The organism is Roseibium salinum (assembly GCF_026240905.1).
Lineage (GTDB): Bacteria > Pseudomonadota > Alphaproteobacteria > Rhizobiales > Stappiaceae > Roseibium > Roseibium salinum.
This window is the reverse complement of the sequence record NZ_JAPEVI010000003.1, coordinates 3,734,681-3,750,861: the sequence shown is the minus strand read 5'-3', so window position 1 is coordinate 3,750,861 and position 16,181 is coordinate 3,734,681. Positions and strand designations below refer to the sequence as shown.

Annotated in this window: 16 protein-coding genes and 1 tRNA gene; 14 read left to right on the top strand and 3 right to left on the bottom strand. The window is 63.8% G+C overall.

The features are described 5' to 3' along the window. Positions 1–122 precede the first annotated feature (122 nt). Positions 123–207, bottom strand: a tRNA-Leu gene (locus ON753_RS21940). Positions 208–484: 277 nt separating this feature from the next. On the opposite strand from ON753_RS21940, the gene ON753_RS21935 reads away from it, so the two are divergent. The 4 genes from ON753_RS21935 to ON753_RS21920 all read left to right on the top strand — a co-directional run bounded on the left by ON753_RS21935 (position 485) and on the right by ON753_RS21920 (position 4,397). Next, entirely contained in the window at positions 485–1,039 is a 555-nt protein-coding gene (locus ON753_RS21935) for a cupin domain-containing protein (RefSeq protein WP_265965462.1), read from the top strand. Positions 1,040–1,291: 252 nt separating this feature from the next. Continuing rightward, positions 1,292–2,851, top strand: a complete 1,560-nt coding sequence (locus ON753_RS21930) for a CYTH and CHAD domain-containing protein (RefSeq protein WP_265965459.1) — start codon at positions 1,292–1,294, stop codon at positions 2,849–2,851. Between the two features lie 80 nt (positions 2,852–2,931). Continuing rightward, positions 2,932–3,462 (top strand): dihydrofolate reductase family protein, encoded by a 531-nt coding sequence (locus ON753_RS21925; protein ID WP_265965457.1) that lies wholly within the window; start codon positions 2,932–2,934, stop codon positions 3,460–3,462. A 194-nt stretch (positions 3,463–3,656) separates the two neighbouring features. Further along, positions 3,657–4,397, top strand: coding sequence for a dienelactone hydrolase family protein (locus tag ON753_RS21920; RefSeq protein WP_265965455.1), 741 nt, complete (start codon positions 3,657–3,659; stop codon positions 4,395–4,397). A gap of 178 nt (positions 4,398–4,575) precedes the next feature. On the opposite strand, the gene phnF is transcribed toward ON753_RS21920, so the two are convergent. Beyond that, entirely contained in the window at positions 4,576–5,319 is a 744-nt protein-coding gene (gene phnF, locus ON753_RS21915; RefSeq protein WP_265965453.1) for a phosphonate metabolism transcriptional regulator PhnF, read from the bottom strand. A gap of 131 nt (positions 5,320–5,450) precedes the next feature. On the opposite strand from phnF, the gene phnG reads away from it, so the two are divergent. The 10 genes from phnG (at position 5,451) to phnN (ending at position 13,161) form a co-directional block, all read left to right on the top strand. After that, positions 5,451–5,924, top strand: coding sequence for a phosphonate C-P lyase system protein PhnG (gene phnG / locus ON753_RS21910; RefSeq protein WP_265965451.1), 474 nt, complete (start codon positions 5,451–5,453; stop codon positions 5,922–5,924). Then, positions 5,924–6,547, top strand: a complete 624-nt coding sequence (gene phnH / locus ON753_RS21905) for a phosphonate C-P lyase system protein PhnH (RefSeq protein ID WP_265965449.1) — start codon at positions 5,924–5,926, stop codon at positions 6,545–6,547. Before phnG ends, phnH begins: the two co-directional genes overlap by 1 nt. Before the next feature lie 4 nt (positions 6,548–6,551). Continuing rightward, positions 6,552–7,676, top strand: a complete 1,125-nt coding sequence (locus ON753_RS21900; RefSeq protein ID WP_265965448.1) for a carbon-phosphorus lyase complex subunit — start codon at positions 6,552–6,554, stop codon at positions 7,674–7,676. Next, entirely contained in the window at positions 7,673–8,101 is a 429-nt protein-coding gene (fosX, locus tag ON753_RS21895; RefSeq protein WP_265965446.1) for a FosX/FosE/FosI family fosfomycin resistance hydrolase, read from the top strand. Before ON753_RS21900 ends, fosX begins: the two co-directional genes overlap by 4 nt. Continuing rightward, positions 8,098–9,027, top strand: coding sequence for an alpha-D-ribose 1-methylphosphonate 5-phosphate C-P-lyase PhnJ (locus ON753_RS21890; RefSeq protein ID WP_265965444.1), 930 nt, complete (start codon positions 8,098–8,100; stop codon positions 9,025–9,027). The genes fosX and ON753_RS21890 overlap by 4 nt, the downstream gene beginning before the upstream one ends. Continuing rightward, positions 9,024–9,812: a phosphonate C-P lyase system protein PhnK gene (gene phnK, locus ON753_RS21885; protein ID WP_265965443.1), complete on the top strand. Its 789-nt coding sequence runs from the start codon at positions 9,024–9,026 to the stop codon at positions 9,810–9,812. Before ON753_RS21890 ends, phnK begins: the two co-directional genes overlap by 4 nt. An 11-nt stretch (positions 9,813–9,823) precedes the next feature. Beyond that, positions 9,824–10,528: a phosphonate C-P lyase system protein PhnL gene (phnL, locus tag ON753_RS21880; protein WP_265965442.1), complete on the top strand. Its 705-nt coding sequence runs from the start codon at positions 9,824–9,826 to the stop codon at positions 10,526–10,528. 170 nt (positions 10,529–10,698) lie between these two features. Beyond that, the gene (locus ON753_RS21875; protein WP_265965441.1) at positions 10,699–11,448 is read left to right on the top strand and encodes a DUF1045 domain-containing protein; all 750 of its coding nucleotides are present in this window, start codon (positions 10,699–10,701) and stop codon (positions 11,446–11,448) included. Beyond that, positions 11,445–12,590, top strand: a complete 1,146-nt coding sequence (locus ON753_RS21870; RefSeq protein ID WP_265965439.1) for an alpha-D-ribose 1-methylphosphonate 5-triphosphate diphosphatase — start codon at positions 11,445–11,447, stop codon at positions 12,588–12,590. Before ON753_RS21875 ends, ON753_RS21870 begins: the two co-directional genes overlap by 4 nt. Next, positions 12,583–13,161 carry a phosphonate metabolism protein/1,5-bisphosphokinase (PRPP-forming) PhnN gene (gene phnN, locus ON753_RS21865; protein WP_323054770.1) on the top strand — a complete coding sequence of 193 codons (579 nt, stop codon included), beginning with the start codon at positions 12,583–12,585 and terminating at the stop codon, positions 13,159–13,161. The genes ON753_RS21870 and phnN overlap by 8 nt, the downstream gene beginning before the upstream one ends. A gap of 92 nt (positions 13,162–13,253) precedes the next feature. On the opposite strand, the gene ON753_RS21860 is transcribed toward phnN, so the two are convergent. Further along, positions 13,254–16,166, bottom strand: coding sequence for an AsmA family protein (locus ON753_RS21860; RefSeq protein WP_265965437.1), 2,913 nt, complete (start codon positions 16,164–16,166; stop codon positions 13,254–13,256). Between the last annotated feature and the right edge of the window lie 15 nt (positions 16,167–16,181).

Genomic DNA, 16,181 nt, shown 5'->3' with positions numbered 1-16,181 from the left:
CCGGGAGTCAGGGCTAAATCCCGTGCAAAGCGAAAATAAGTCCGAAAGGAGAAGAATTCGGGCAGGCAGTAGCCATCAACCCCGCGCTCAGGCAGACGATCGCCGCTAGCGCACTGTAAAGATGGTGCCCCCCGCCGGAATCGAACCGGCACTCCCGAAGGAACGGGATTTTGAATCCCGCGCGTCTACCAGTTCCGCCAGAGGGGCAAACTGACACCGGAGGGGTGCGTATCATGCAGCTTTTGAGGATGCAAGCGGATAGAAACACCGCGCCCTCAAACAATCCACCGGACTTCCGGGCGCCGCGGCCCGCGGCAATGGCCGGCGGGCCGACCGGATCGGGCCGGCGGTTAACCCTGCTTTTACCTTGAGGCGAAAAACTGCAACCTTTCCGCGCACGCCCTGTGAAAACCCGCCGAAAATTAAGACGGTTTCAATTCACCCGCTTCCAGATTGAGTCAAAATTTCCGGAAGGGATGAGTTTATGGCGATAACGGAAGACGCGACTTCGCACAAGAAGCACAAAGACCGGGCGACAGGCCGCTCGGACGGTTCACAAAGCCTTCCCGAAAAGCTCGGCTTTCTGTCAGCCCCGGAAGCGCGCAGCATTCCGCAGACCGGGATCTTCCAGTTCGCCCAGCTCGACAAGAATGTTCTTGAGCCTTCACCGATCAACCCGGACTGGATCCTGGAAGGAAATCCGGAGGCGATGTGCAAGGAGTTATCCTCCTTGAGTGATCATCGAGGAAATACCTGTCATTGGTCTTGTACCTCGGGAAGATTCGACTGGCACTACGGATGGGACGAGGCTGTGCTGTTCCTGGAAGGTCTCGCAGAAATCACGGATGAAAACGGCAACGTTTATGTGGGGCAGCCCGGCGTGAGCCTATTTTTCCCTGCCGGAACATCTGCGGTGTGGCACGTTCCGAACTACGTCCGCAAGATAGCCTTCAATCACAACCCGGTACCTCGGTACCTGCACATCTTGTCCCGCATCGTAGACAAGACCTGGTCGAAAGTGAAAAGAACGACAGGCTGAATTCCCCGACACGAGTTCGCCTACTCAATGGCCCGGATCGTAAACGCAAGCATCTGCGATTTATTCCGGACAAGTAATTTTTGCCCGTCTGATCCACCACACAGACAACTCAACGCCAGGGGTGAGATCGCAGGGCCATCGGCGTTATGCCGCTGCTTACTCACATCGTGCTGCGTGACTCGCTTGACCAAATGAGCCGCGTCTGCTCATCAAATGGTTCAATTCAACCGAAAGACGCCCTAAAACTGCGAGATGAGCAAATCGGGACGTGAAATCGAGCTCAAGCTCGAACTGGATCCGGCCGCGCAGGATGTGATCAAACGCACCGGCACGATCGAAGGCTTCGCCGCCGGGCGTGCGGTCAGCAAGACGCTGCGATCGATCTATTTCGACACGTCCGATCAGGCCCTGCGCAAGGCCGGGATCTCTCTCAGGGTGCGCAAATCGGGCCGGAGCTGGCTGCAGACGGTCAAGATCGGGACGGGCGTCAAGGGTGGATTGTCCTCCCCCGTGGAAGCCGAACATCCGGTCACGGGCCGGGCGCTCGATTTTTCCGTCATTGACGATCCAGCCGTCACGGACAAGCTGGCGGAAACGATCGGAACGGCACGGCTGACCGAATGTTTCGAGACGGTGATGAAGCGAACGACCCGGCAGCTCACCCGGCACAGCGACGGCGCAAGGATCGAACTGGCGTTCGATACCGGAACCATTCTTGCCGGCAACGGCAGCCAGCCGTTGAGCGAACTGGAAATGGAACTGAAATCCGGGCCCAGCCTTGCCCTGTTCGAGGCGGCAAAGGCCGCCCTGAAGGACGCGCCCTTCCGGTTCTCGCCCTTCAGCAAGGCCGAACGGGGATACCGGTTCGCGGAGGGCCGGGAGCTGCAGGAAGACGCGCCCTGTTTCGCCGGCTCGCTCACCCTCGCAACCGGGATAAGTGTCGAGATCGCCTTCCGCGACGTGCTGCGCTCCTGCCTGGCCCAGATTTCGGAGAACCGGCTGGCGGTGCTGGCCGGCGACCACCCGCAAGGTCCGCACCAGTTGAGGGTGGGCCTGCGCCGGCTGCGCAGCGCATTCCGCCTGTTCAAGCCGGTCCTCAATCCGGCGACGATGGCGCCCCTGGACCGGGTCGCCCGTGCCATTGCCGCCGAAGCAGGCGCGTTGCGCGACCTCGACGTGCTGATCGACGAGATCGTGACGCCGCTGGCGGAAAAGGCGCCGGAAAGCATTTCCTTCCAGGCGCTGCTCGAACACCTGAGCGCGTCCCGCGGCGACGAGGCCCGCGAGGCCTTGAGGGGCCATCTCAGGTCCGCGGAAGTCAGCGGCTTTCTGCTCGACCTTGCCGCCTATACGGAGTGCCGGGGCTGGCTCGATCCGCAAAATCTGGACCAGAGCGCGCTGCTTGCCCAGCCGATCGAAACCTATGCCGGCAGGGCCATGGCCAAGCAGTGGAAGAAGGTCCTCAAATACGGCAAGCGCCTGGAGGACCTCTCGATCCCCGAACGCCACGAAATGCGCAAGGCGCTGAAAAAGATGCGCTACGGCGTGGAGTTCTTCGGCTGCCTCTACCCGCGCGACAGGGTCAAGCCGTTCCTGAAGCGCATGAAAAAGCTGCAGGACGTTTTCGGCTATCTCAACGACGTCGCCATGGCCGAGAAGCTGCCGCAGACATACGGCACGTCCGGCGAACGGCAAGCAATCCAGGCGATCGGCTTCGTCATCGGCTGGCACGAAGCGCAGAGCCAGGCCATGTGGCAGCACGCCAGGGGCTACTGGGAAGACACCCGGAAAACACCGAAATTCTGGAAGTGAAGGCTTCGTTTTGTTCGGAGGCTCATCACTGCAACTCGTGGTAGCCTCGGAATCAGAATCCGGGAGGGAGATCTTGCAGCATGGCGAAGATTGTTTTCGGAATGAACCAGTCCCTGGATGGCTATGTCGATCACGAGGGATTTGCGCCTGATGCCGCGCTCTTCCGTCACTGGATCGAGCACGTGCGCGGCCTGGCCGGCAGTGTGTACGGCCGCCGCATGTACGAGATCGTGCGCTACTGGGACGAAGACCTTCCTGAGTGGGATGCGGAGCAGCGCGCGTTTGCGGAGGCGTGGCGGCGCCAGCCGAAATGGGTCGTGTCGCGCACGTTGAGCTCCGTCGGCCCCAACGCCACACTTGTCGGGAACGACGTCGAGGACGTGGTCCGTGACCTCAAGGCGCGACTTGATGGGGAGGTTGCGGTCGCCGGGCCAGATCTTGCGGGAAGCCTGACCGATCTTGGTCTCATTGACGAATATCGCCTCTACTTCCATCCCGTCGTTCTCGGTCGGGGCACGCCGTTCTTCGCCGGTCCCCGGCCGCCTCTCCGCCTTGTGGCCAGCGATCGGATCGGCGAGGAGGCGATCAGATTGACCTACGTTCCTGCTTGATCCGCAAGTCGACGACAGCCCGCGCCGAGGCCTCAAGGCCGCTTCCGGGTGGCCGGCTGTCGTCGCGGGGCTTTCCGGCGTGGGCCGCGCCACGCGCGGTGGAGCCAGTTGCCGGAAACAGCCTCTGGCCCATATTCCCCAATACCGCTGCCTGTTTTGATGCGGATGAAATCAATCTGAGATGGGGAACAAAGATGCGACTGAAATCGATTTTCCTGGCGTCACTCTTCTTTACCACGCCCGCGCTGGCGGAGGACGTGGCCTATGAGGTGGACGGCGAAGCGTTCACCGGATATTGGGCGGAAGCAGAAAGCCCCAAGGGTCTGGTGCTGATCGTCCAGGACTGGGACGGCATGAACGACTACGAGCGTCAGCGTGCCGATATGCTGGCCGAGATGGGCTACAACGCATTCGCCCTGGACATGTTCGGCAACGATACGCCCACCGAAACCATGGATCACCGGCGTGCCGCGACCGGCGCGCTCTACCAGGACCGGGAGCGCATGAGGTCGCTGCTACAGGCCGGCATCGAACAGGCGCAGGAACGCTCCAGCGTCGATCAGATGGTGGTGATGGGCTATTGCTTTGGTGGCGCTGTCACGCTCGAAATGGCGCGCAGCGACGACATGGCCGGGATGGCCAGCGGCTTTGCGACCTTCCACGGCGGGCTGTCGACCCCCGAGGGCCAGTCCTGGGATGGAGACGAGCCTCCGCTCCTGATAATGCACGGCGGTGCTGACACGTCCATCACATTGCCGGATGTCGCCACCTTCGCCAGCGAACTGGAAGAGGCCGGCAACACCTACACGATCGAGATCTATTCCGATGCCCCACACGCCTTCACGGTATTGGGCTCGGACAGCTACCAGGAGCGGGCCGATACCGCCAGCTGGAATGCATTTTCGGACTTTCTGTCCAAACAGTTTCCTGGCTAGCCGGTGATTTGCGGCGGCGTTCCGCAGTGTCGCAAGATTGCGGGGCGCCGCACGCCAGCCAGGGCCGGGTCGCCAGGCGCCGGCAAAGCGACATGGCATTACCGGAAGCCAGGCAAACCCGCTTCATCCATGGAGCGGTGACAAGCGAGCGAGACGGCGAACGTCCACGCGGCCTGGCTCACACCCCGCCTCCATCAACAACAAGCTGCATCCGGTCGGCGGCAAGGCGTGCGCGCGTGTACTGGATCGGGCGGCCCGCCATATCGAGGTTCAGGCTCTCCACAACAAGCACCGGCTGCCCGAGGGCAAGGCCGAGCTGCCGGGCGTCCCGGGCTTCGACGAGTTCGGCCGTGATCCGCGTCTCCTTGCGCCGGTAGTCGTCGATGCCGGCTTTTTTCAGCGCCGCGGTGATCGACCCGCTTTCCGCGTAATCGGCAACGAAATTCGGCACGCGGGCCTGTTCGAACCAGCTGGTGCCGACAATCATCGGCACGCTGTCGGCAACGCGCAGCGTCGCCACCCGCAAGAGCGGCGTGCCAAGCGGAACGTCGAGCTGGTGGGCGAGCAGCGCGTCCGCCTCCTCGATCTCCGAGCCGATGAGCCGGCCGCTCGGCGACCGGTCCTGCCCGGAAACAATCTCCGAAAAACGCGTGCGCGGGCCGATCGGATAGCTCAGCGGAGCCGAGGCGACGAATGTCCCGCGCCCCTGGTCGGCCCGCAGGATGCCTTCCGACGTCAGCGCGGCGATCGCCCGGCGCACCGTGTGCCGGTTGACGCCGAAACGCGCGGCCAGCTCGGATTCGGGCGGCAGGCGCCGGTCCTTCTCGAAGGCGCCGCTGACGATTTCCGCCTTCAGCGTTTCCATGATCTGGCGCCAGACGGCAATGCCCGCGCTGCGGTCGAATGTGGTGATCGTCGTCATGCTCTCGTCATCAAATTTCGGTACCCAGGAGTCAACCTGATTATTTGTATAGACAAATAGACAAATCGAGTCTAGACAATACGCAGATTTGGCGACCCACCAATGACCGCCCCAGCAAAAAGGCGCGCTTCATGACCGAAACCACAGCCCAAGATCCAACCAAGAACGCTTCTGATGCCCGCCGGAAGATCATGGCGGCCCTGGCCGCGGCAACGCCCGAAGCCGTCGCCGAGAAGTTCCAGGCCCTGACCCCGCCCGCCTATGAACTGGTGCGCCAGCCGGAAACCGGACTGGTGATGGTGCGAGGCCGCATGGGCGGAACGGGAAGCCCGTTCAATCTTGGCGAGGTGACCGTGACACGCTGCGTGGTCCGCCTGGAAACCGGGGAAACCGGCAGCGCCTACAGCCTCGGCCGAAACAAGCAGAAGGCGCTGCAGTCGGCCGTGATCGACGCCCTGTGGCAGCGCCCGGATGCGCGCGGGCGGATCGAAAAAGACGTCATCGCTCCGCTCGAAGCCGCCCAGGCGGACGCCAAAACGACCGTCAGGGAGGAAACCGAAGCGACCAAGGTCAGCTTCTTCACCATGGTGCGGGGAGACAACTGATGACCATGTCCCACGATACCGCAGCCGCCACGCCGCTTGCCCCCGGTTTTCAGGACCCGGTTCATGACGCGCAGGCCTGCTTCCGCGCTATCATGAACGCCATGGCCCGGCCGGGAACGCTTCAGGCGGCAACGGCGACCGGCCTGACACCCCCGGCGCCGCTCACGCCGGTCGCGGCCGCGCTTGCGCTCACCCTCTTCGACTACGACACGCCGGTCTGGCTCGACCGGTCGCTGATGAAGTCGGAAGCGGTGAAGGCGTTCCTGCGCTTCCACACCGGCGCGCCGATCGTCACCGAACCGGTGGAGGCGGCCTTCGCCCTGGTCGGCGACCCGCTTTCGATGATCCCGCTGGCAGGTTTCAACCAGGGATCCGCCGAATATCCGGACCGCTCAACAACCGTCATCCTCCTTGGCCAGGACTTCGGCGCGGCACAGACCGTGACGCTGACGGGGCCCGGCATCAAGGACAGCCGGACCTTCGCATCCGGCCCGCTGCCGCCGGTCTTCTGGGATCAGGTCATCAGCAACAACAAGCAGTTTCCGCGCGGCATCGACGTGATCTTTGCCGGCGGCGACCAGATCGCCGCGCTTCCCCGCTCCACCCGCATCACGGAAGGCTGACCCAATGTATGTTGCCGTCAAGGGTGGCGAAAAGGCCATCCGCAACGCCCACAACCTTTTGGCCAGGCGCCGCCGGGGCGACACGTCCCTGCCCGGCCTGACCCTCGAACAGATCGCCCAGCAGCTCTCGCACTCCGTTGCCAGGGTGATGGGCGAAGGCTCGCTCTATGACGAGACGCTGGCCGCGCTCGCGATCAAGCAGGCGCGCGGCGACCTGATCGAGGCCGCCTTCCTGATGCGCGCCTATCGCACCACCTTGCCGCGCTTCGGCTACAGCCAGCCGGTCGACACGGGCCGGATGCTGGTCGAACGGCGGGTGTCCGCCACCTACAAGGATCTGCCGGGCGGCCAGGTCTTGGGCCCAACCTTCGACTACAGCCACCGGCTCCTGGATTTCGCCCTCGCGGCCGAGGACGACGGCGTGCAACCGCCCGTCGAGACGGCACCGGCGGAAGACGAAAGCATGCCGCGGGTGACCGACCTTCTGGGTGACGAAGGCCTTATGGAACCGGACCCGGTCTCCGATGAGGACGCGCCTGTCGGCGATCTCACCCGCGAGCCCCTGGCCTTCCCGGCGGATCGGGACCTGCGCCTGCAGAACCTTGCCCGCGGCGACGAGGGCTTTCTGCTCGCACTCGCCTATTCCACCCAGCGCGGCTACGGCCGCACCCACCCCTTCGCCGGCGAGATCCGCTACGGCGAGGTGGAGGTCGAGTTCTTTGCCGAAGAACTCGGCTTCGCCGTGACGCTCGGCACCATCAAGGTGACGGAGTGCCAGATGGTCAACCAGTTCCAGGGATCAGCCAAGGCCGCCCCGGCCTTCACCCGCGGCTACGGTCTGGTATTCGGCCAGGTGGAACGCAAGGCCATGTCCATGGCCATGGTCGACCGGTCCATGCGCTGGCAGGAACTCGGCGAGGAGCAGGTCGCCCCGGCCCAGGACGTCGAATTCGTGCTCTCCCATTCCGACAACATCCAGGCGACCGGTTTCGTCGAACACCTGAAACTGCCGCATTACGTCGACTTTCAGGCCGAACTCGACCTGGTGCGGCGCATGCGTGCGGAATGGTTCGAGAAACGCCGTCAGCAAGTAGAAGACGGCGACGCCGCGCAGGAGGCCGCACAATGAGCAGCGGCCTCAGCCATATCACCTTCATCGTCAACGATCTGGAGCAAACGACCCGACTGCTGAAAGACGTGCTGAAGGCCAGGGAGGTTTACGCCAGTGGCGAGAATACGTTCTCCCTATCTCCGGAAAAATTCTTTCTGGTCGGAGATGTCTGGATCGCGATCATGAAGGGCGAAGCGTTGCCTGGGCGGACCTACAATCACGTGGCGTTCAAGATCGAGGACAGCGAGTTTGATGACAGGCTGGCCGCAATCGAGCGACTCGGTCTGGAAATCAAGCCACCCAGACCGCGCATCGAGGGCGAAGGCCGGTCCATCTACTTCTACGACAACGACAATCATCTCTTCGAGCTGCATACGGGCACGCTGGAAATGCGGCTCGAAAACTATCGCCAAATCCTGCAAGAGCGGAGGTCCGCCGAATGAATGGCACGGCTGAGATCTACGGCCAGGGGGAATACAACTTCGCCTACCTGGACGAACAGACCAAACGCATGATCCGACGCGCGATCCTGAAGGGCATCGCCATACCGGGCTACCAGGTTCCCTTCGCCTCGCGCGAGATGCCGATGCCCTATGGATGGGGCACGGGCGGCGTGCAGGTGACGGCCTCGATCCTGGGCAAGGACGACTGCCTGAAGATGATCGACCAGGGCTCGGACGACACGACCAACGCCGTATCCCTGCGCGGCTTTTTCGAAAAGACCGCCGGTGTCAAAACCACGTTCGAGACAGCCGAGGCGACCATCATCCAGACCCGCCACCGCATTCCGGAAAAGACGCTCACGGAAGACCAGATCCTGGTGTTCCAGGTGCCGATCCCCGAGCCATTGCGCTTCCTGGAGCCGCGCGAGACCGAGACGCGCAAGATGCACGCCCTGGAGGATTACGGCCTCATGCATGTAAAGCTCTACGAGGATATCGCCAGGAACGGCCACATCGCGACCACCTATGCCTACCCGGTCAAGGTGAACGGCCGCTATGTGATGGATCCCTCGCCCACGCCGAAATTCGACAATCCCAAGATCGACAACATGGCCGCGCTTCAGCTTTACGGCGCCGGCCGGGAAAAACGCATCTATGCCGTGCCTCCCTATACCAAGGTGAAGAGCCTCGACTTCGAGGACTACCCGTTCGAAATCCAGAAATTCGACAAGCCCTGCGGGCTGTGCGGTGCGGAGAATGTTTATCTCGACGAGGTCATTCTCGATGACAGGGGCGGGCGCATGTTCGTCTGTTCCGACAGCGACCATTGCGAGGAGCGCCGGGCCGAGGGCCATCTCGGCCCCATGGCGGCGGATCCCGCCGCGGCGCAGATCGGCGGCGCGAAGACAGAGGAGACAGCCGGATGAGCGTCTTTCAATCGGATGAACCGCTCCTGCAGGTTCATGACGTCACCCGCTATTACGGCGACCGGATCGGCTGTTCGAATGTCTCCTTCGATCTGTGGCCCGGCGAAGTGCTGGCGGTCGTCGGCGAGAGCGGATCGGGCAAGACGACCCTGCTCAACTGCCTTTCCACCCGCCTGGCACCGACCGCCGGCGCCATCGAGTACCGCATGCGCGACGGCACCATGCGCAATCTCTACCAGCTAACCGAAGCCGAAAGGCGCCTGCTGATGCGCACCGACTGGGGCTTCGTGCACCAGAACGCCGCCGACGGGCTGCGCATGAACGTCTCCGCCGGCGCCAATGTCGGCGAGCGGCTGATGGCCGTGGGCGAGCGGCACTACGGCAATATCCGCTCCACGGCGGATGACTGGCTCGGCCGGGTGGAAATCGAAAGCGACCGGATCGACGACGATCCGCGCTCCTTCTCCGGCGGCATGCGCCAGCGCCTGCAGATCGCCCGCAATCTGGTGACCCGCCCCCGGCTGGTGTTCATGGACGAGCCGACCGGCGGTCTCGACGTCTCGGTTCAGGCGCGCCTTCTGGACCTCCTGCGCCGGCTGGTGGCCGATCTCGGCCTGTCCGTGGTGATCGTCACCCACGATCTGGCCGTCGCCCGGCTGCTGTCGCACCGGATCATGGTGATGCGCCACGGCAACGTCATCGAAAGCGGCCTCACCGACCAGGTGCTGGACGACCCGCGCGAGCCCTATACGCAGTTGCTCGTCTCTTCCATTCTCCAGGTGTGAGGAAAATCCAGATGGCTGTCCGTCTCTATCTCAACAATGTCGGCAAGTCGTTCACCATGCATCTGCAGGACGGCACCGTCATTCCCGTGGTCGAAAAGGTCGAATTCTCGGTCGATGCCGGAGAATGCGTGGTTCTCGGCGGGCCGTCAGGTGCCGGCAAGAGCTCGATCCTGAAAATGATCTACGGCAATTACCGCTGCGACGAAGGCCAGATCCTGGTCACGCTCGGCGACGAAATCGTCAACGTGGCCGGCGCCCAGCCGCGCGAGATCCTGAAGCTGCGCGAAAATACCATCGGCTATGTCAGCCAGTTCCTGCGCACGATCCCGCGTATCTCGGCCGAAGATGTCGTCGCCGAACCGCTGATCGCCCAGGGCACGAGCGAGGCGGAAGGCGTCGACGCCGCCCGCACACTGCTCGCCCGGCTTAACGTGCCGGAGCGGCTGTGGGGCCTGCCTCCGGCAACGTTTTCCGGCGGCGAGCAGCAGCGGGTCAACATTGCCCGCGGCTTCATCGCTCACTATCCGATCCTGCTGCTGGACGAGCCGACCGCCTCGCTCGACGCGGCCAACCGCGCCGTCGTCGTCCGGCTGGTGGAAGAGAAGAAGGCCAGGGGCGTCGCCATGGTCGGCATTCTGCATGACCAGGACGTGCGGGAGGAAATCGCCGACCGCATTATCGACGTCACCCGGTTCAGCACGGAGGCCGCGGCCTGACGGGAACCGGAGAGGAAAGTCTTGCGGGCGGGCGCGAACTGTCACAGAAAGGGCGTCGCCCGTCTTTAGGCCGTCATGTCGCCAAGCCGCGATTTGTCCGGGCCACTTTTCTCCGGGCCATCATTTCGCGGACCCTTCTCGGGTCAACCCCATTTTAGAACCGTGACACCATGCGCTACGCCATCTATTTCGCCGCCGATGCCGACGACCGCCTGATGCAGCTGGGCAATGCCTGGCTTGGCCGCGACCCGTTCAGGGGAACCGACCTGCGGCAGGCGGCCATGCCCGGCCTGACGGCTGCGCAGGTTCAGAGCCTCACCTCCAGCCCGCGCCGCTACGGATTTCACGGCACGCTGAAGGCGCCGTTCACCCTCCGCGCCGGGGAGAGAGAACAAGCGCTCCTGGAAGCCTGCGAGGCCTTTGCCGGCGAGATTGCTCCCTTCAATATCGAGGGGCTCGATGTCAACCGGCTCGGAAAATTCCTGGCCCTGACGCCGAACCAGCCGGAAGCCGCGCTGAATGGTTTTGCGGCGCTGTGCGTGCGCAGCTTCGAGCCCTTCCGCGCACCGCTGACGGAGGCGGACCTGGAACGCCGCCGCAGGAGCGGGCTGACGCCCAGGCAGGACCTCTATGTGACCGAGTGGGGCTATCCTTACGTTTTCGACGAATTCCGCTTTCACATGACCTTGTCCAACAAGCTGGAGGATGAGGCGCAAGCCGGTCTGTTGGCGGACGCCGCCAGAACCTTTTTTGCCGAGGTAACAGGCCATCCGCGGCGCTGCGGCAGCTTCGGCCTTTATGTCGAGCCGGAAGCCGGCGCCCCGTTTGACGTGCATACGGTGTTCAGGCTCACCGGCACGACCGCACCTTTGGAAGCAGCCCCTGATGCCGGCCGCCTCACCCGCAAGGAGACCCTATGAGTACGCACCCGAAAGTCTTCAGGAACGCCAGGCTGGTTCTGGCCAACGAGGTCATCGACGGATCGCTGACGGTGGATGCGGCCGGCCGCATCGGCGACATCTCCGCGCCGACCGGAGCCGACGGACATGATTGCGAGGGCGACTACCTGCTGCCCGGTCTGGTCGAGTTGCACACCGATCATCTGGAAACCCACTACGCCCCGCGCCCGAAAGTCCGCTGGAATGCGGTTTCGGCCGTTCAAGCCCATGACGCCCAGATCGCCTGTGCCGGTATCACCACCGTCTTCGACGCGCTGCGGGTCGGCATGGATGAGGATGCGGATCTGCGCTACACGGACATGCGCATTCTGGCGGATGCGATCGAGACCGGCCAGAAGGAACAGCGCCTCAGGGCCGATCACTTCATCCACCTGCGCTGCGAAGTGTCCGCTCCGGACGTTCTGGAGGCTTTCAAGGTGTTTGAGGATGATGACAGCATCCGGCTGATTTCCCTTATGGACCACACGCCGGGCCAGCGCCAGTTCGTCTCGCTCGATTCCTACCGGATCTACTATCAGGGCAAGAAGGGCTTTTCGGACGCCGAGATGGACGAGTTCATCACGCGCCGTCAGGAACGCGCCAGCGGCCTGGCGCCGCAGAACCGCAAGGATCTCTCGGCCATTGCGGGCAAGCGCGGCATCACCATTGCCAGCCATGACGACGCCACGCGCGATCACGTCGACGAAGCCATCGAACTCAATACCAGGATCGCCGAATTCCCGACGACGTTCGAAGCCGCCAGGGCGTCGCACGAAGCCGGCATGGCGGTGCTGATGGGCGCGCCCAACGTGGTGCGCGGCGGCTCCCACTCCGGCAATATCTCCGCAGCTGAACTGGCGGAAGCCGGATATCTCGACGTGCTCTCCTCGGACTATGTACCGGTCTCGCTGATCCAGGCGGCCTTTCAGCTGGCCGAAGACATCGAGGCGATTTCCCTGCCGAAAGCCGTCGCCATGGTGACCTCGACCCCTGCAAGGGCCATCGGCCTCACGGACCGCGGCGTGCTGCAGCCGGGCCTCAGGGCGGACCTCATCCAGGTCAGGCTTGCGGGCGGCATTCCGATCGTCCGCGGGGTCTGGCGGGAAGGACGGCGCGTTGCCTGACACCGTGAAGGACACATCGGAAAAGCTCGGCCCGGGCCGCATGGTCCTGGTCGTCGGCCCCAGCGGCGCCGGCAAGGACACGCTGATGGCGGCGCTGAGGGATCGGCTGGAACACCGCGACGACGTTATCTTCGCCCGGCGCGCGATCACCCGCCCGGCCGACGCCGATGCCGAAGACCACGACACGCTGAGCCAGGCGGAGTTCGAGCGGCTGGTTGCCGCTGGCGAGGTCGCGCTTTCCTGGAAAGCCCATGGTCTCGGCTATGTCATCCCGAAACCCTATGACAATGTCATCGCCTCCGGCGGCACGGTCATCGCCAACGGCTCCCGCCGCGTCCTGAAACGGGCCGCGGAGAAATACGAGAACGCCTGCGTTCTCCTGATCACCGCCCCTGTCGAGGTACTGGCCGAACGCCTGGCGGCCCGGGGCCGGGAAAGCAGGGAAGACATCCTGGCGCGCCTGGAACGGGCTGACCTGGAGCCGGACAACGTTCCCAACCTGATCCGGATCGAAAACACAGGCACGGTCGAGACAGCCGTCGCGACGATGATGGACGCCCTGGGCTTTTAGAGCGTAACGCGGGACCAGCGGAACTAGTCCGGACGAATGCAGGGCAAGCTGCGCGCGGATCTGGAATGACGGTGTATCAACCGGGACGCGCTCTAATTCTCGTTCTCGTCCTCTTTCTTTTTCTTGCCCAGAAAGGTGCCCAGCAGACCGGAGGGCAGGCCGAAGCCTTCTTCAACGGCTTTGAGGACTTCCTCATCGTCCACCTCGCCGTCGATGACTTTCTGAACATCGATCTGCGTGTTTCCGCCGGTCGCGCGCTCGATGACCTGGTTGGCGGTGTCGACCAGTTGCTCCGACGGATCCTTTTTGCCCTGAAGGATCGAGATCAGTTCACCGCCGGATTTCTGCAGCTGCTCGTAGGCGGCTTCGGGATCTTCCAAGATCCCCTTTATGTCCGGATAGATGCGCGGATCACTCCACGAGCCTTCGATCACGATCGGCACGCCCAATCCGGCAAGTTTCTTGTCTTCGCCCTTGCGGCGCGGCTGCGGCGCCTGGCCCTGCAGGGTGGGCACGATTCTCGGTTCCACGCGCAAGGCAAGCCTTTTCGCCGGCATATCCGTCGTGCCCTTGCCGGTCATGTGCAGCAAGGGGCCGACAAGCAGCAGGTCTTCCGTCCGGGCGATGCCGTTTTCGATCAGGAAGGTTGCTTCGAGCGTACTGAAGTCGGTCTTCGCGGACGGGTTTTCCTGCCAGCCCAGCAGGGTGTCGATGGAAAGCCCGCGCACCATCTGGGGTATATTGATGCCGCGCAACGCGCCATCGGCGAACTGATAGCTCGCCGTGCCGTTCAATCCCTGGACGAGCGCCTGCTCGCTGGCGCCCTGCGACGTCACGTCGAGGTCGATGGCCGCCTTGCCCTCGATCCAGTCGAACTCCGCTGCGTCCCGCAGCAACGGATAGGCATTCAGTTGGGAGAGCGAAACCTTTGCGGCAATCTCGGGCGTTGCCGCCGCGCCGTTCAGCGTCACGGTGCCCGTGCCGGAGCCGCCATAAAGCGAGAGGTTCTCGAGATTGGCCGTCAGGACGCCGTTCTCAATGGTGGTCGAGAGGGCGCTTTCGTCGATCTTGATCTTGTCCCAGCGGATTTCGCGGGTGGTCACCTTGAAATCGACATCCACCGCCTGCAGGCCGGAGAAATCAATCGCCGCCGTGCTCCAGCCGGAGGGGCCGGATCTCTTGCCGCCATTTCCGCCGTTTCCACTACCACCGCCGGAAGACGAAGACGGCCTGGATGCGCCTTCGCCCGCTCCGGAAGGGTCGCCGAGATAGGGATCGAGAACCAGTTCGCGTAGCGCCAGACGTGCGGTGACCTTGGGCTTCTTGCCGAGCACGATCTTGCCGTTTGCCTCGCCCGACGTGTCGTCCAGCGTGAAGCGGGTTTCCTCGAACGTGATCGCCTCGCCCTGCATTCCGAAGATGCCGGACGCCTTGAAGGTCTTCAGACCGCCGCCCGCGCCGATCGGCTGGCCCATCCAGGCCATCAGCCCGCGCAGATCGGCCGTCTCCAGCCGCACCGCGCCGTCGAGATTTCCCGACATCGCCGCCCGGCCGTCAAAGCCGGCACTTACCCGGTTGCCCTTCAGGCTCACCGAGAGGGGAGCCGCGTCGCCCGCCAGCAGCCGCGCCGTGTCCGCCTCGCCCGTCAGGCTGAAGGCTTCCCCGCGCCAGGAGAGCGCTCCGCTCAACGCGATCGGCTCCTCGAGCCCCTGCAGATCCACCTCCATGGCGAGATTGGTCAGCCGGTCCGCTTCCGGGTCACCGCCGACGGCGGATGCCAGCCCGAGGCCCCCGATCTCGCCGTCCGCAATCGAGATGGAACCGTTGATATCGAGCCCGGCCACCAGTTCCTCGGCGGTCAGGCCGACGGTCTCAAAGCCAAGGTCGGCACTCAGTTTTCCGCTGGCCGGAAGATCCCGCCCGGCAAGCAGGAGCAGGTCGGCAATCGATCCGTCTTTCAGGATCAGCCGCCCGGATACCTCCGGCACCAGTCCGGCAAGATCGGCCTCCGCCGCGCCGCCGAGAGACAGCTGGCCGAGGGTGAGATGAAGATCGGCGACCGAAACCGCCGCTTCGGTTCCCGATACTTTCGCGTTCACGGTAAACGCACCCGGATCCGTGGCAAGCTCCTGTCCGGCAAGCGCGGCCAGTGCCTTCAGGGAGGGACCGGATCCTTCGACCGCCAGTTCCCCGCGCACCGGCGCCAGTCCGGTTTCACCCGAAACCTCTATCGTGTTTTCGCCGGAGGATACCGTCAGGTTGACCGGTGTTTGCTCGCCCGCCGCCAGACCAAGCGGATTGGTGAGGTGCCCGGCAACATTGAAGGGAATGTCCTGCAGCGTGAAGCTGGACGCCAGAGAAACGTCCCCGGCAAGATCCGGTGCCTGCAAGGTCAGGTTCAGACCGCCGATCCTGACCGGCTGGTCCGAGGATTGATCCCTGTAGGTGACCGTGCCGCCGGTGATCTCAAGGCTGTCGACGCCAATGCTCTTCAGATAGCCTTCCGAAACCTTCTGCTGTTCGGGGGCGGCGGGCGCCTCCTGCGGTGCCGTTTCGCCGGCTGGGGAGGCAACGTCTCCTTCGCCGGAAGCCGTGACCGCTTCCTCAAGCGGCAGGTCCTTGCGCGGCTCCCAGCTGGTGGTGCCGTCCGGCCCGACCTCCAGGTAGATGTCCGGCTTGTCGAGCGCGATGCCCGTCACCCGGATATTGCCGGATACGAGGCCGCCCCAGGCGAGACCGAACTCGACGCGCTCCGCCTTGGCAAATTCGATTCCGTCGGCCCCCGCCTCACCGGAGAGGCCGACATTCTCCGCGACAAGGGAAAAACCGGGCAGGAGCGACAGGGACACCGGCCCGTCCAGCCGGACGCGCCAGCCCAGTCGCTTATCGACTTCCGCCACGACCTGCCGCTTGATCTCGTCCTTGGGCAGGAATAGCGGCGCCACCAGAACGATGGTCGCCAGCACGAACACAAGGCTGCCCAGTCCGATCAAAAGCCGTCGCATATTCAGCGTCTCCCT

Excerpts from the sequence above, each read along its gene's own strand:
- ON753_RS21935 (WP_265965462.1), top strand. The coding sequence starts at position 485 with ATGGCGATAACGGAAGACGCGACTTCGCACAAGAAGCACAAAGACCGG.
- ON753_RS21930 (WP_265965459.1), top strand. The coding sequence starts at position 1,292 with ATGAGCAAATCGGGACGTGAAATCGAGCTCAAGCTCGAACTGGATCCG.
- ON753_RS21925 (WP_265965457.1), top strand. The coding sequence starts at position 2,932 with ATGGCGAAGATTGTTTTCGGAATGAACCAGTCCCTGGATGGCTATGTC.
- ON753_RS21920 (WP_265965455.1), top strand. The coding sequence starts at position 3,657 with ATGCGACTGAAATCGATTTTCCTGGCGTCACTCTTCTTTACCACGCCC.
- phnF (WP_265965453.1), bottom strand. The coding sequence starts at position 5,319 with ATGACGACGATCACCACATTCGACCGCAGCGCGGGCATTGCCGTCTGG.
- phnG (WP_265965451.1), top strand. The coding sequence starts at position 5,451 with ATGACCGAAACCACAGCCCAAGATCCAACCAAGAACGCTTCTGATGCC.
- phnH (WP_265965449.1), top strand. The coding sequence starts at position 5,924 with ATGACCATGTCCCACGATACCGCAGCCGCCACGCCGCTTGCCCCCGGT.
- ON753_RS21900 (WP_265965448.1), top strand. The coding sequence starts at position 6,552 with ATGTATGTTGCCGTCAAGGGTGGCGAAAAGGCCATCCGCAACGCCCAC.
- fosX (WP_265965446.1), top strand. The coding sequence starts at position 7,673 with ATGAGCAGCGGCCTCAGCCATATCACCTTCATCGTCAACGATCTGGAG.
- ON753_RS21890 (WP_265965444.1), top strand. The coding sequence starts at position 8,098 with ATGAATGGCACGGCTGAGATCTACGGCCAGGGGGAATACAACTTCGCC.
- phnK (WP_265965443.1), top strand. The coding sequence starts at position 9,024 with ATGAGCGTCTTTCAATCGGATGAACCGCTCCTGCAGGTTCATGACGTC.
- phnL (WP_265965442.1), top strand. The coding sequence starts at position 9,824 with ATGGCTGTCCGTCTCTATCTCAACAATGTCGGCAAGTCGTTCACCATG.
- ON753_RS21875 (WP_265965441.1), top strand. The coding sequence starts at position 10,699 with ATGCGCTACGCCATCTATTTCGCCGCCGATGCCGACGACCGCCTGATG.
- ON753_RS21870 (WP_265965439.1), top strand. The coding sequence starts at position 11,445 with ATGAGTACGCACCCGAAAGTCTTCAGGAACGCCAGGCTGGTTCTGGCC.
- ON753_RS21860 (WP_265965437.1), bottom strand. The coding sequence starts at position 16,166 with ATGCGACGGCTTTTGATCGGACTGGGCAGCCTTGTGTTCGTGCTGGCG.